This window comes from Pelomonas sp. Root1217 (genome assembly GCF_001425705.1).
Taxonomy (GTDB): domain Bacteria; phylum Pseudomonadota; class Gammaproteobacteria; order Burkholderiales; family Burkholderiaceae_C; genus Pelomonas.
The window spans coordinates 960,437-974,499 of sequence record NZ_LMDC01000012.1; the positions used below are offsets into that span (position 1 = coordinate 960,437).

Sequence of the window (14,063 nt, forward strand, 5' to 3'; positions counted from 1 at the left end):
CAGGGGCGACTCATGGCTGGCGAGAACGTGGTGGCCCTGCTGGAGGTTGACCTGGATGCCCAGGGCCACTTCGCGCAAGGGCTGATCGCGCTGACGAATTCACGCCTGCTGGCCCTCGATCCCACCAGCGCCAGTTGGGCAGAACACACGCTGGTGCCGGGCTTGAGCCTCAAGCTCAGCGACCATGGCGGCCTGGCCTTCATGGAGCTGTTCGACGCCGACCGGCGCTTGGCCCGCTGGCGTTTCACGCTGGCCTGCAATCCGGTGGCGGTGCGCTTTGCCGACGCCTTCAGCCGCGAGGTGCAGCGCCTGTCAGGCCATGTCGTGCTCGAAGAGGCCGATGACGGCGAGGACTCGGCCTTCGATTTCGGCGAGGCCAGCAAACCACCGAGCACATGGGTGCTGCTGCGGCTGTGGCGCTTTGCGCGGCCCTACCGGGGCCAGCTCTTGCTGGGCTTCTCGCTCATGCTCGGCTCGATTGGCGCAACCCTGGTGGCGCCTTACCTGAGCATGCCGCTGATGGACAGGGTGCTGATCCCGTTCCAGAACGGCCAGTCGATCGACACCAGGCTGGTCGGGTCGCTGCTGGGTGGCCTGCTGGGTGCGGCGTTGTTCTCGTGGTTGCTGGGCTGGGCCAAGACCTATCTGCTGGCGCTGGTGTCCGAGCGCATTGCCGCCGATCTGCGCACGGCGACCTTCGACCATCTGCTCGGCCTGTCGCTCGAATACTTCGGCAACAAGCGCACCGGCGACCTGATGGCGCGCATCGGCTCCGAGACCGACCGCATCAGCGTGTTCCTGAGCCTGCATGCGCTGGACTTCATCACCGATGTGCTGATGCTCCTGATGATCTCGGCGATCCTGTTCAACATCCACCCCGGCCTGGCGCTGGCCACGCTGGTACCGCTGCCCTTCATCGCCTGGATGATTCATCTGGTGCGAGACCGGCTGCGCACCGGCTTCGAGAAGATCGACCGCGTCTGGGGCGAGGTCACCAACATCCTGGCCGACACCATCCCGGGCATCCGCGTCGTCAAGGCCTTTGCCCAGGAGAGGCGCGAGGCGCAGCGCTTTCGGGAGGCCAACGCCAAGAACCTGGTCGTGAACGACCGCCTCAACAAGACCTGGAGCCTGTTCGGGCCCACGGTCTCGCTGCTGACCGAAATGGGCCTGCTCGTCGTCTGGGGCGTGGGCATCTGGCTGATCTCGCATCAAAGCATCACGGTCGGCACGCTGACCGCCTTCCTGGCCTACATCGGCCGCTTCTATGGCCGGCTGGATTCGATGAGCCGCATCGTCTCCGTGACGCAAAAGGCCGCGGCGGGCTCCAAGCGCATCTTCGACATCCTCGACCACGTCTCCAACGTGCCCGACCCGGTCAACCCTCAGCCCTTCGAGAACGTGACCGGCGCGATCTCCATGCAGAGCCTGGACTTCCGCTACGGTTCGCGCTCGGTCATCCGCAACCTCAACCTCGACATCCGCCCCGGCGAGATGGTGGGCCTGGTGGGCCACAGCGGCTCGGGCAAGAGCACGCTGGTCAACCTGATCTGCCGCTTCTATGACGTGACCGAGGGCGCCATCAAGGTCGATGGCGTGGACCTGCGGCGCATCAGGGTGACCGATTACCGCCGCCACATCGGCCTCGTGCTGCAGGAGCCCTTCCTGTTCTTCGGCACCATCGCCGAGAACATCGCCTACGGCAAGCCCGAGGCCACGCGCGACGAGATCGTCGCCGCCGCGCGCGCCGCGCATGCTCACGAGTTCATCCTGCGGTTGCCGCATGGTTATGACAGCCTCGTCGGCGAGCGCGGCCAGGGCCTGTCGGGCGGCGAACGCCAGCGCATCTCCATCGCCCGCGCGCTGCTGATCGATCCGGCCATCCTCATCCTCGACGAAGCGACCTCAGCCGTGGACACCGAGACCGAGAAGGAGATCCAGCGCGCGCTGGACAATCTCGTCAAGGGCCGCACCACCATCGCCATCGCCCACCGCCTGTCGACCCTGCGCAAGGCCGACCGCCTCGTCGTCATGGACCGCGGCGAGATCGTCGAGCTGGGGCCGCATGACGAGCTGATCTCCCGCCAGGGCCACTATTGGCGCCTCTGGGAAGCTCAGGTCCGCCGCGTGGACCAGGAAGACCTGGAGGAACACGTCGTCGCCCCCAACCCCAGCGCCCACACCACCGATGCTTGATACCGCCCTGCACGACCGTGACCGCGAGCTGGACGCCGCCAGCGCGGAACATGGCTTCGACCCCACCGTTCCCCTGCAGATTGGTGGGCGCTACAGCCCGCTGGTGCGTGACGGCCGAACCCTCTACCTGAGTGGCCAGATCCCGCGCATCGGCGACCACATCGCGGTGGCTGGCGTCGTCGGCGCCGAGGTCAGCCTGGAGCGCGCCAAGCGTGCCGCGGCCATCTGCGTGCTGCGGGCGCTGACTTTGCTGCGCCAGGAGCTTGGCAGCCTGAATCGGTTGCAGGCCGTGGTCAGGATGACCGTCTTCGTGCATTGCGACGCCGGCTTCACCCAGCACAGTGAAGTGGCCGACGGTGCCTCCGACCTGGTCTGGCGCGTGCTGGGCACGGCCGGCGCTCACACACGCACCTCGGTCGGCGTGCTGCAGCTGCCCAAGAACGCGGCGGTCGAACTCGACCTGATCGCGACCTCCGCGGAGTCCTGAATGTCCTCACTGCCTTTCCGCGACCTGCATCTGGACGCCCTCGGCCGGCTGCTGCTGACCGACCTGAACGGCGACAGCCATGTCGGCGTCACGCCGGTGCGTGCCCACCCGATCTCGGCGCCGGACGAGGGCCTGTCCCTGGTCGGCTCGCATGGCCATGAGTTAGCCTGGGTGGAGCGCCTATCAGCCCTGCCCGAAGGGCCGCGCCGGTTGCTGGAGGCCGAGCTGGCCGCCCGCGAATTCCATCCGACGCTCAAGCGCCTGATTTCGGTCAACACCTTTGCCACGCCCAGCACCTGGCGCATCGAGACCGACCGTGGCGAGGTTGATTTCGTGCTGAAGAGCGAGGAAGACATCCGCCGCCTGGAAGAGGGCCGCCTGCTGATTACCTCCACCCATGGCGTGCAGTTGCAGGTGCCGGACCGCTGGGCGCTGGACAAGCATTCCAAGCGGCTGCTGGAACGCTTCCTCTAGCCAAGAAAAAGCCGCCTGCAAGAGGCGGCTTGGCGTTGGGGGCGCGAGCGCTCAGCTGGCGTCGCTCATCTGCGACTGCAGATAGTTCTGTTCACCGACGGTGGTAACGAGTTCCAGCTGGGTTTCGAGGTGGTCGATGTGCTCCTCTGTGTCGTCGAGGATCTGCACGAACAGCTCGCGGGACACGTAGTCGCGCACCTGCTCGCAATAAGCGACTGCTTCCTTCAGGTGGACGTGCGAGGCCTTTTCGATGATCAGGTCACAGCTCATCGTCTCGACGGCGTTCTCGCCGATGTAGAGCTTGCCCAGGTCTTGCAGGTTGGGCAGGCCGTCCAGCGTCAGCACGCGCTCGATGAGCTTGTCGGCGTGCTTCATCTCCTCGATGGACTCCTCGTATTCGTGCTTGGCCATCTTCATCAGGCCCCAGTTCTTCAGCATGCGGGCGTGCAGGAAGTATTGGTTGATGGCTGTCAGCTCCAGCTTCAGCTGTGCGTTGAGGTGGGCGATGACTTGGGGGTCGCCTTTCATGGGGAGCTCCGGATCGTGAAATTAAGCCGCAGTATCCCCAGTGAAAGCCCCACGGCAAAACTGCTCTTTCTGCAAATGAGACCGATTCGCATTAGACTTCGCACCCATGATTGTTTGTGTCTGCCACCGAGTCTCTGATCGCGACATCGCGATTGCCGCCTCCAGCGGCTGCCCGAATTTCGAAGCCCTGCAGGATGACCTGCGCGTGGCGACGGCCTGCGGTGCCTGCCGGGACTGCGCCTGTGCAGTTTTCGAGGAAAGCCGTGTCGAAGGCGCTGCTCCGCGGGCACGCGGCATGGTGATCGTCAAGCCGCGCCTGGCGGCATGAACTAGAATGCTCCCCGGCGCCGACTTCCGGCGCCTTTTTGTTGGTCTGATTTCCTGAACGTCGTTGTGAATTCCGCAGCCGATCTGGGGCGGGCCACGCAGCACGACAACAGTAAGGAAATTCCATGAGCACCCTCCAAACCGGCACTGTCAAATGGTTTGACGACGGCAAGGGCTTCGGCTTCATCACGCCGGCCGACGGCAGCAAGGACCTGTTCGCCCACCACAGCGAAATCAAGAACAACGGCGGCTTCCGCACGTTGGCTGAAGGCGCCCAGGTCGAATTCGAAGTGAAGCAGGGCCCCAAGGGCCTGCAAGCAGCAAACATCCGTTCGCTGTAATCCCTCACGGCTTTGGCCGTTGAGTCAAGCCCGCGCCCTGCGCGGGCTTTGTGCTTTCTGGGTCTGACACCGACAATTGCTGGTTATGTCCGCACTTCCCGCCCCGCCCAAGGCCCTGACCGCTTACCGCCCCTTCTGGGCCAAGCGTTTCGGCCCCGCACCCTTCCTGCCCATGAGCCGGGCGGAGATGGAGCAGCTCGGCTGGGATTCCTGCGACATCATCATCGTCACCGGCGACGCCTACGTCGACCACGCCAGCTTCGGCATGGCCGTGATCGGCCGCACGCTGGAGGCGCAGGGCTTTCGCGTCGGCATCATTGCCCAGCCGGACTGGAGCAGCGCCGACGCCTTCAAGGCCCTGGGCAAGCCCAACCTGTTCTTCGGCGTCGCCGCCGGGAACATGGATTCGATGATCAACCGCTACACGGCTGATCGAAAAATCCGCAGCGACGACGCCTACACGCCCGGCGGCCAGGGCGGCAAGCGCCCCGACCGCGCGACCCTGGTCTACACCCAGCGCTGCCAGGAAGCCTTCAAGGACGTGCCCATCGTCATCGGCGGCATCGAGGCCTCGCTGCGCCGCATTGCCCACTACGACTACTGGCAGGACAAGGTTCGCCGCTCCGTGCTGGTGGACAGCAAGGCCGACCTGCTCGTCTATGGCAATGCCGAGCGCGCCATCATCGAGATCGCCCATCGCCTGGCGCGCCGCGAGCCCATCGAGACACTGACCGACGTGCGTGGCACGGCCTTCATGCGTCGCGACGGCGACCCGACGGCCGAGGGCTGGTTCGAGCTGGACTCGACCGAAGTGGACCGCCCCGGTCGCGTCGACGAGCTGATCAGCCCCTACCAGATCGTCGAAGAGAACAAGGCCTGCGCGTCCAATGATGATGGAGCGAAGCCCATCACCATCCACAAGACCGGCCGCATCCAGATGCCGCCGCGCGATCACACCGTGGTGCGCCTGCCGGCCTATGAGCAGGTCAAGAGCGACCCGGTGCTCTACGCCCACGCCAACCGCGTGCTGCATCTCGAGACCAACCCCGGCAATGCCCGCGCTCTGGTGCAGCGCCATGGCGAGCGCGACCTCTGGATCAACCCGCCGCCCATCCCGCTCTCCACAGCGGAGATGGACCACGTCTTCGACCTGCCCTATGCGCGCAGCCCGCACCCGAGCTATGCGGACGCCAGCGGCAGCCACGATGGCGCGACCAAGATCCCGGCCTGGGAAATGATCCGCTTCAGCGTGAACATCATGCGCGGCTGCTTCGGCGGCTGCACCTTCTGCTCGATCACCGAGCATGAGGGCCGCATCATCCAGAGCCGCTCGGAAGACTCGGTCATCCGCGAGATCGAGGAGATGCGCGACAAGGTCAAGGGCTTCACCGGCATCGTGTCGGACCTCGGCGGCCCGACAGCCAACATGTACCGCATCGGCTGCAAGAGCCCCGAGATCGAGGCGGCCTGCCGCAAGCCTAGCTGCGTCTACCCCGGCATCTGCCCGAACCTGAACACCAGCCACGATCCGCTGATCAAGATGTACCGCCGCGCGCGTGCGCTGCCGGGCGTCAAGAAGATCCTGATCGGCTCAGGCCTGCGCTACGACCTGGCCGTGCAGTCGCCCGAGTACGTGAAGGAGCTGGTCACGCATCACGTGGGCGGGTATCTCAAGATCGCGCCCGAGCACACCGAGAACGGCCCGCTGTCCAAGATGATGAAGCCGGGCATCGGCAGCTACGACCGTTTCAAGCAGATGTTCGAAGCGGCGAGTGCTGCGGCCGGCAAGAAGCAGTACCTGATCCCGTACTTCATCGCCGCCCACCCCGGCACCAGCGACGAGGACATGATGAACCTCGCCGTCTGGCTGAAGAAGAACGGCTTCCGTGCCGACCAGGTGCAGACCTTCTACCCCAGCCCCATGGCCACGGCCACTGCGATGTACCACTCGGGCAAGAACCCGCTCAAGGGTATCAGCCGCGACGAGACGCGCGGCGAGAGCGTGGACATCGTGCGCGGCGAGCGCCGCCGCCGCCTGCACAAGGCTTTCCTGCGCTACCACGACGCCAACAACTGGCCGCTGCTGCGCGAGGCGCTCAAGGCCATGGGCCGGGCCGACCTGATCGGCAATGGCAAGCACCACCTGATCCCGAGCTTTCAGCCCATCACCGACGGCAGTTACGAGAGCGCGCGGCGCAAGAACTCCACGGCCGTCAAACCCGCAGCAAAAGCTTCGGTGAATGCGCCGATGAAAGCTGCGACCCCGCGCAAGGGGCAGCTCTTGACCCAGCACACCGGCCTGCCGCCACGCGTCACGGGGGCAAGTCGTAACAGCGCGCCGCGTCCGGGCAAACCCGCAAAACGTTGAGGCGATTCGCAGGACTTTTGCCCCTGCTTTTCGTGGCGGCCAGCTTGAGGATGCCGTACGCTTGCGCCTCATGACGAGAAGAGGCCGCCGCTGCGCCGTGGCGCCCCCAGCCCGGAGCCCTCGCCCCCATGCAAGAAACGCCCGTTGACGATGACCTGCTCGAGCTGCTCGACGACCCCGAGCCTGCTGAAAGCGAGCATCGCCCGCAGAACCGGCCCTGGCGCATCCTCATCGTCGACGACGACGGCGACGTCCACAAGGCCACCGAACTGGCCATGCAGGGCCTGACCGTCGAAGGCCAGCCCCTCGTCTTCCTGCACGCCTCCTCCGCCGCCCAGGCCCGCCAGTTGCTGGGCAGCGAGGACGACCTCGCCGTCGTGCTGCTGGATGTCGTCATGGAGAGCGAAGATGCCGGCCTGCAGCTGGTGCGTCACATCCGTGACGAGCTGTGCCTGAACGCCGTGCGCATCGTGCTGCGCACCGGCCAGCCCGGCTACGCGCCCGAAATCGAGACGGTGCAGGCCTATGACATCAACGACTACAAGACCAAGTCGGAGCTGACCCGCACGCGGCTGTACACGGTGCTGACGGCCGCGGTGCGCTCCTACCGCCAGATCTGCGCGCTGGAGGCCAACCGCCGCGGCCTGGAGATGATCGTCGAGAGCAGCACGTCGCTGTCGCGCATGCGCGGGCTCAGCCGTTTTGCCGAAGGCGTCGTCACCCAGCTCTGCGCCCTGCTCGGCATCCTGCCCGAGGGCCTGGTCTGTGCCCAGGTCAGCGGCGAGACGGGCGACGAAGTCCGCATCGTCGCAGCCGCCGGCCAGTACAGCGGCCTCATCGACCGGCCCCTGGCCCAGGTCAAGATCGCCACCGTGCGGGACCGCCTGGAGCGCTGCCTGCAACAGGAGCGCAACCTCTACGACGACGGCACGGTCCTGTACTTCGGCATGGGCAAGGGGCGCGCGATGGCGGCGCTTGTGGATGTCGGCCGTGAGCTCGACGAGCTCGACCAGCAGCTGTTGCGGGCCTTCTGCTCCAACATCTCGGTCGGCTTCGAGAACGTGGTGCTGTACAGCCAGCTGCTGGACCAGGCCTACAACGATCCGCTGCTGCGCCTGCCCAACCGCAACCGCTTCGTCGAGCTGCTCGACAAGAACCTGAAGGACCCATCCGGCGTCACGCTCGCGCTGATCGACATCGACGACTTCTCCGACATCAACGATGCCTTCGGTCACCACTTCGGCGACCAGGTGCTGCAGGCTGTCGTGCACCGCATGAGCGATGTGCTGGGCCTGAACACCGCGATGGCCCGCGTCGGTGCCGACACTTTCGGCGTGCTGGGCGAGCATGCCAAGGTCTGCCCCGAGACCGTCAACGGCGTCTTCGCCGACCCCTTCGTCGTGGCCGGCGAGCGGCTGCAGCTGTCGGCCACGACGGGCCTCGTGCGCCTGGGCGAATCCAAGGCCGTCGGCTCCGAGCTGCTGCTCGATGCCCAGATCGCGCTCAAGCGCGCCAAGCAACAGCAGCGCGGCTCATCTCAGTACTTCTCTGCCGCCATGGGCAGCGACGCGCGCGAGCGCTTCAAGCTGCTCAAGGGCCTGCGCACCGGCTTTGAGGAAAGCCAGCTCTTCGTCGTCTACCAGCCCCAGGTCGAGCTGAGCAGCAGCCGCATCGTCGGCGCCGAGGCCCTGCTGCGCTGGAAGACGCTGGATGGTCGTTTCATCCCACCCGACCAGTTCATTCCGCTGGCCGAGCAGAGCGGCCTCATCATTCCCATCGGCGAGTTCGTCATGCGCACGTCCTGCGCGCAGCTGAAGAAGATGCAGGCCCTGGGCCATGCCGACTTCCGCATGGCCGTCAACGTGTCCATGGCCCAGTTCCGGCATCCCGGCTTCATCGACATGCTGGGCCGCGCGCTGCAGGACTGCGGCGTCGCCGGCCAGAACATCGAGCTCGAGATCACCGAGTCCATGGCCATGGAGGATGCCGACCTCGTGCTGCGCGTGCTGGCCGACATCAAGCGCCTGGGTTTCAGCGTCGCCATCGACGACTTCGGCACCGGCTTCTCTTCGCTGAGCCAGCTGCGCCAGCTGCAGGTCGACCGCCTCAAGATCGACCGCGCCTTCGTGCAGGAGGCCCAAGCCTCATCGGCGGGCTCGACCATCGCCCAGATGGTCATCAACCTCGGCCGCGGCCTGGGCCTGACCGTCATCGCCGAAGGCATCGAGACCGAGGAGCAGCGCCAGTACCTGATTGGCCTGGGCTGCCATGAGGGTCAAGGCTGGCTGTTCGCCCGGCCCATGCCCGCGGACCAACTTGAAGTTTGGATGAACCGCTGAGGCCCCTAAACTCCGCGCCGTCGATTGACGACAGCCAGGAGCGTTCATGAGTCTCGCGAAGATCCTCGTCGCCCAAGGTGGCGGCCCCACCGCGGTCATCAACCAGAGCCTTGTCGGTGTCGTGCTCGAGGCGCGGCGCCAGGCCGGCGTGGGCAAGGTCTACGGCGCCCGCCATGGCGTGCGGGGCATCGTCAACGAGGACTTCGTCGACCTCACGCAGGAGACCAGCCACAACCTGGAGCTGGTCGCCAACACGCCCGCGTCGGCGCTGGGCTCCACGCGCGACAAGCCCGATGCCGCCTACTGCCGCGAGATCTTCACGGTGCTGCAGGCGCACGGCATCACGCACTTCTTCTACATCGGCGGCAACGACTCGTCGGACACCGTGCGCATCGTCTCGGAAGAGGCGCACGCGGCGGGCTACCCGCTGCGCTGCATCCACATCCCCAAGACCATTGACAACGACCTGGTGGGCAACGATCACACGCCGGGCTATGCGTCGGCCGCGCGCTTCGTCGCCCAGGCCTTTGCCGGCGCCAATCTGGACAACGCGGCGCTGCCAGGCGTCTACGTCGGCGTCGTCATGGGCCGCCACGCCGGCTTCCTTACCGCCGCCGCTGCACTCGGCAAGAAGTTCGACGATGACGGCCCCCACCTCATCTATCTGCCCGAGCGGCATTTCGACAACGAGCAATTCCTGCGCGACGTGAAGGCCACCTACGAGCGCTTCGGCCGCTGCGTCATCGCCGTCAGCGAGGGCATCCACGATGCGGCTGGCACGCCCATGCTGTCCAAGCTGGCCGGTGACCTGGAGCGCGACGCGCATGGCAATGTGCAGCTCAGCGGCACCGGCGCTCTCGCCGACCTGCTGTGCGAGGAGATCAAGGCCAAGCTCGGTATCAAGCGTGTGCGCGGCGATACCTTCGGCTATCTGCAGCGCAGCTTTCTCGGCTGCGTGTCCGACGTGGACCAGCGCGAGGCCAGAGAAGTCGGCGAGAAAGCCGTGCAATACGCCTTCCATGGCAACCGCGACGGTTCGGTGGCCATCAAGCGCACCGGCACCTACGCGGTCGACTACGAACTGCTGCCACTGACCGCCGTGGCCGGCAAGACGCGCACGATGGAAGACGAATTCATCACCGCGAGCGGCACCGACGTGACCGACGCCTTTCGCCTGTACCTGCGCCCGCTGCTGGGCTCGGGCATGCCGGATGCGTTCCGGCTGCGGCCGAACCCGGTGGAGAAGGTGCTGCGGCGCGAGCCGTGAGACCGATCTTCACGCGGCTGGTGTTCTGGCTGGCGCTGGCGATGGCCGCGCCGACGTCGGCGGCGGAGGTCACGCTGCGCTTCGTGAGTCAGGACTTCCCGCCCTACGTGGACCGCGATGGCCAGCAGGCCCGCGGCCCCTTGGTTCGTCTGGTGATGGAGAGTTGTTCGCGCCTGGGCTGGAAATGCTCGGTCGAAGTGCTGCCCTGGCGTCGCGCCCAGGCGGCCGTCGAGCGCGGCGAGGCCGAGGGCAGCTTCCCGCTGCTGGACATTGCGCAGCGGCGCCAGGTCTACCACCTGAGCCAGCCCGTCGTCGGCGTGCAGATGGTCTTCTTTACGCGCGCCGAGCAGGACTTCTTCTACCGTGATCCGGCCAGTCTGGGTACCCAGCGGATCATCGGCGTGTTCGGGCCCTCGGGCACGGCGACCGTGCTCCAGGACATCGTCGCCGCCAACCCCAACACCATGGTCGTCGAGCCCGACAACACGACGGTGCTGCGCAAGCTGCTGGCCGGTCGTTACGGCGAAGACGGCGTCGCGCTGATCAACCGTGACGTGGCCTGGCATCTGGCAGACCGCTCGCACCTGACGGGGCTGCGGGAGGCGGGTGTCGCTCACACGGACACCTACCGCATCGGCCTCGTGCGCAAGCGGGTCAGCGCCGCGCAGGCGAACGCCTTCATGGCCATGCTGGCCGACATGTGCGCTTCGCCTGCGGCGGCCCTGCTGCTCGCGCCCGAACTGGTGCCGAGTCCGGCTTGCAGCGCCGTGCCGGCCAAAGCGATGCGCTGAATGCCTTCCCGGGCCGTGCCCCCACGGTGGCGGCTTGCGTTTGATCAATTGCCGACGAACATCCAGCGGCCCATCAGGTCACCGCCGCGGGCGCCGACGAAAACAGCGAGCTCCGTGGTCTGCGCATGGTGAACGGGGCCGGCAAAGCAGGCCCTCTCCTTGATGAATTGGCCGTCCTTGTAAGTGCCTGGCAGCCAGTCGCCTTGCAGCGTGCCCTGGAACAGGCCCGGTTGGGAGCTGGCGCTGAGTTGGGCCGTCAGGCCGCAAACGCCGAGTGGGCCGCCGGTGTTGAGGACTTGCAGAACGATGTTGGGGAGTCCTCGTGGCGTTGCCGAGATACGGGGAGCGCCGGCTGCGTCGGCGTTGACCTCGCCCATCACAGTCATGGATTGACCGCTGAGGCTCTCAAATGTGGCTTCATGCATCGCCAGGTCACCGCTTCCAAACGGACCGCGCGACCCGTTGGGCAACGCCACCCAGAACGCGCTGGCGCCGGTCGAGGGGTCGCGGGTTGACGAGATGAGAACGGGGCCATCCGCGCTGCGTGCTGCGCTCAGCCGCATCACCCTGTCCTTGGACACCAGTTCGATCTCGCTGCCGACCATCGCCGCCTCGAACCGGTTCAGTCGCGTGGCTGGGCATTGCTCGACAGCGGTGGGCGCGTCGGGCAGACACAGTTCGAAGGCGCCGTCCTTGAAGCGGGCGGAGCCGACGTAGGCGTCCTGCGGCTTGCCGCTGGCATCGGCGCGCGAGCCCAGCACATTGAAGCTGAAGCCTTCCAGCTCGCTCAACTGAACGACCCGCTGGCGCGGCGCCAGATAAGGCTTGCGCACACCGCCGATGTCGAGACCCAGCACCATGACTGGCCCCCAGAAGTTCACGAGGCCGCGGCTCCACAGCGGGTTGGCGCTGCCGTCCCCCAGAAAACCGGCGCCGGTCACGTCAACGACGAACGGAGCGCGGTAGTCGACGTCCTTGGCCGTGGCGCGCAGCGGGCCAGTGACGCCGATGCTCAGCCGGTAGTGGCGCCCTTCCAGGTCGGTCATGAAGAGATGCTCGGCGGCGCTCTGGGCCACCGTGGCTTCGTTGTTGCTCGGCTCGGGATCGCCAGCGGTGTCAGCGCGGCTGGCAATCCCGCCCAACCGTGCGGATACCGATTCATCGACCTCCACCTGCAGCCGCAAGCTGGCGTTCGCGGGCAGGCGAGCAATCTTCATCGCCTCGCCCAGCGTGGTCGGACAGCTCGTGCCCGTGCTCGCAATACAGCTGACGACGCGCCAGACCTGGCCCGGCAGCGTGAGCAGATCCCAGCTCACATCGACCGCCTCGTCCGGCCCCTGGTTGGTCAGCGTCACCTCATAGCCGCGCGCCTGGATGGTGCCCGTGGCGTCGCCGACTGTGACGGCCACATCGGCGGCGTAGGCCGTGAGCTCCTGACGCCACTTCACGCTGCTGCCGTTGGCGCCGGCCTCCCAGTCATTGCGCACCGCACCGCGGTAACCAGGCTTGATGCGCAGGCTCTGGCGCAGCACAACGGCACTGCCGGCCGCGATCTCGGCGATCTCGACGCCGCCATCGCTGCGCGACACACAGCCGGCCGATTCGCAGCTCAGCGGCAACTGCAACGCCTGGGCGTCGGGCATGACTGAGACGACCACCGCGCGTGCGCTGGCATTGCCCGTATTGCGCAGTTCCACGCGGTGCACATGGACCACACCGCTGGGTGCGCGGCTGCTGTCGTCGGCCGTTGCGCTGATCCCCAACTGCGCAGCGGGCTTGGGGGTGTCGGTGTTTCCGCCACCGCCCCCACAACCGCTCACGCCAAAAACCACCGTGCAGGCCAGCCTCGCTACTACTCGTCGCATCCTGTTTTTCTCCCTGATATGGGAGATTAACGGATGAGTTTTGAGGAGACTTCAGGGCTTGGGCTTGATCAGCTTCGGATGCCACTCGTTCACCGCCAGCAACGCTGCCGAGCCGAAGTGCTTGTGCAGCTCGGCCACCATCTCGCCGCTTGCGATGACGGGATCGGTCTCCACGGCCTTGCGGGCCACCTCCATGTCGGACGTCGCGAAGATGAACAGGCCGCGCCAGCCGTCCACGCCGTCGAAAGGGCCGGCGTACACGAGCAGGCCTTCCTTGGCCAGTCGGGTCATGTTGGCGAAATGACCCTTGAACATCTCGTCGCGCGCCGGGCCGGCGGGCATGGGCTTCGGGCCGGTCTTCAGCAGCACGAAGGTGTAGGAACGCAGTCCCTGTTCATTGGCGCCCCACGCCTGAGCCTTGCCGGCGTCGTAGGCAGGGGCCGCTTCCTGGGCATGGGCGCTGAAGGCACAGAGCAGGGCCAAGGCGCAGTGGGTGATGCGGTTCATGGTGTGGCGGCTCGGGAGTCGGGGTGCGAGGATTGAACCGCACCCCAGCCCCGCGGAGACCGCGATGAAAACCCTTGGTTTCGCCAAACCCACCCCACCCGGCTGGCCGCGCCTGTCGCCGGCCCTCTATTGCGACAACGCCCGCGAGGCCATCGCCTGGTATCAGAAGGCCTTCAGCTTCACCGTCGAAATCATCGTCGACGCGGCGGATGGCAGCGTCGAGCACAGCGAGCTGCGCTACGGCGAAGCTCTCATCATGGTGTCCGAGGGCAGCGCCACGCGGGAGGCGCGCTTCGGCGTGGTGGGCCGCGCGCCCAAGGCCGCGGGGGGCGTCAACACGCAGACGCTGTTCCTCTACGTTGACGATGTCGACGCCCATTGCGCGCAGGCGCGCGCCGCCGGCGCTCACGTGACCTACGAGCTGACCAACAACGACTACGGCGCCGACTACTGGAGCGACCGCAGCTATGGCTGTGTCGATCCCGACGGCCACCTTTGGTGGTTCAGCCAGCGGCTGCGCAACCCACCTGGCCACCCGGCGGCCTGACCCCTGCCAAAAGACACTTGCTGGAA

The 14,063-nt window shown here is 66.4% G+C and carries 13 protein-coding genes; 10 read left to right on the forward strand and 3 right to left on the reverse strand.

What is annotated here, in order from left to right:
* Positions 1-12: 12 nt before the first annotated feature.
* The 3 genes from ASC95_RS13335 to ASC95_RS13345 are packed head-to-tail and all read left to right on the forward strand — an operon-like array spanning position 13 to position 3,157.
* On the forward strand, positions 13-2,196 hold the full coding sequence (locus ASC95_RS13335) for an ABC transporter ATP-binding protein (protein ID WP_235537910.1): 2,184 nt from the start codon (positions 13-15) through the stop codon (positions 2,194-2,196).
* Positions 2,189-2,683, forward strand: coding sequence for a RidA family protein (locus ASC95_RS13340; protein WP_057298159.1), 495 nt, complete (start codon positions 2,189-2,191; stop codon positions 2,681-2,683). The genes ASC95_RS13335 and ASC95_RS13340 overlap by 8 nt, the downstream gene beginning before the upstream one ends.
* A complete protein-coding gene (locus tag ASC95_RS13345) occupies positions 2,684-3,157 on the forward strand; it encodes a DUF1854 domain-containing protein (RefSeq protein WP_057298160.1) in 474 nt (157 codons plus the stop codon).
* Positions 3,158-3,208: 51 nt separating this feature from the next.
* Here the strand turns inward: ASC95_RS13345 and bfr are convergent, their stop codons facing one another.
* Complete coding sequence (gene bfr / locus ASC95_RS13350) at positions 3,209-3,685, reverse strand: bacterioferritin (RefSeq protein ID WP_057298161.1); 477 nt, start codon at positions 3,683-3,685, stop codon at positions 3,209-3,211.
* Positions 3,686-3,791: 106 nt separating this feature from the next.
* On the opposite strand from bfr, the gene ASC95_RS13355 reads away from it, so the two are divergent.
* The 6 genes from ASC95_RS13355 to ASC95_RS13380 all read left to right on the forward strand — a co-directional run bounded on the left by ASC95_RS13355 (position 3,792) and on the right by ASC95_RS13380 (position 11,118).
* On the forward strand, positions 3,792-4,013 hold the full coding sequence (locus ASC95_RS13355; RefSeq protein ID WP_082567758.1) for a bacterioferritin-associated ferredoxin: 222 nt from the start codon (positions 3,792-3,794) through the stop codon (positions 4,011-4,013).
* 124 nt (positions 4,014-4,137) lie between these two features.
* Positions 4,138-4,353: a cold-shock protein gene (locus ASC95_RS13360; protein WP_056205145.1), complete on the forward strand. Its 216-nt coding sequence runs from the start codon at positions 4,138-4,140 to the stop codon at positions 4,351-4,353.
* Between the two features lie 85 nt (positions 4,354-4,438).
* Positions 4,439-6,721 (forward strand): YgiQ family radical SAM protein, encoded by a 2,283-nt coding sequence (locus ASC95_RS13365; RefSeq protein ID WP_057298162.1) that lies wholly within the window; start codon positions 4,439-4,441, stop codon positions 6,719-6,721.
* 128 nt (positions 6,722-6,849) lie between these two features.
* The gene (locus ASC95_RS13370; RefSeq protein ID WP_057298163.1) at positions 6,850-9,060 is read left to right on the forward strand and encodes a bifunctional diguanylate cyclase/phosphodiesterase; all 2,211 of its coding nucleotides are present in this window, start codon (positions 6,850-6,852) and stop codon (positions 9,058-9,060) included.
* Positions 9,061-9,106: 46 nt separating this feature from the next.
* On the forward strand, positions 9,107-10,327 hold the full coding sequence (locus ASC95_RS13375) for a 6-phosphofructokinase (protein WP_057298164.1): 1,221 nt from the start codon (positions 9,107-9,109) through the stop codon (positions 10,325-10,327).
* Positions 10,324-11,118 carry an ABC transporter substrate-binding protein gene (locus ASC95_RS13380; protein ID WP_057298165.1) on the forward strand — a complete coding sequence of 265 codons (795 nt, stop codon included), beginning with the start codon at positions 10,324-10,326 and terminating at the stop codon, positions 11,116-11,118. The genes ASC95_RS13375 and ASC95_RS13380 overlap by 4 nt, the downstream gene beginning before the upstream one ends.
* Before the next feature lie 44 nt (positions 11,119-11,162).
* On the opposite strand, the gene ASC95_RS13385 is transcribed toward ASC95_RS13380, so the two are convergent.
* Together ASC95_RS13385 and ASC95_RS13390 are read right to left on the reverse strand one after the other, a co-directional pair.
* Entirely contained in the window at positions 11,163-12,983 is a 1,821-nt protein-coding gene (locus tag ASC95_RS13385) for a DUF11 domain-containing protein (protein WP_235537911.1), read from the reverse strand.
* A 51-nt stretch (positions 12,984-13,034) separates the two neighbouring features.
* A complete protein-coding gene (locus ASC95_RS13390; protein WP_057298167.1) occupies positions 13,035-13,490 on the reverse strand; it encodes a YciI family protein in 456 nt (151 codons plus the stop codon).
* A 64-nt stretch (positions 13,491-13,554) separates the two neighbouring features.
* Here ASC95_RS13390 and ASC95_RS13395 point away from each other — a divergent pair, with 64 nt between their 5' ends.
* Positions 13,555-14,037 (forward strand): glyoxalase/bleomycin resistance/extradiol dioxygenase family protein, encoded by a 483-nt coding sequence (locus tag ASC95_RS13395; RefSeq protein ID WP_057298168.1) that lies wholly within the window; start codon positions 13,555-13,557, stop codon positions 14,035-14,037.
* Positions 14,038-14,063 lie beyond the last annotated feature (26 nt).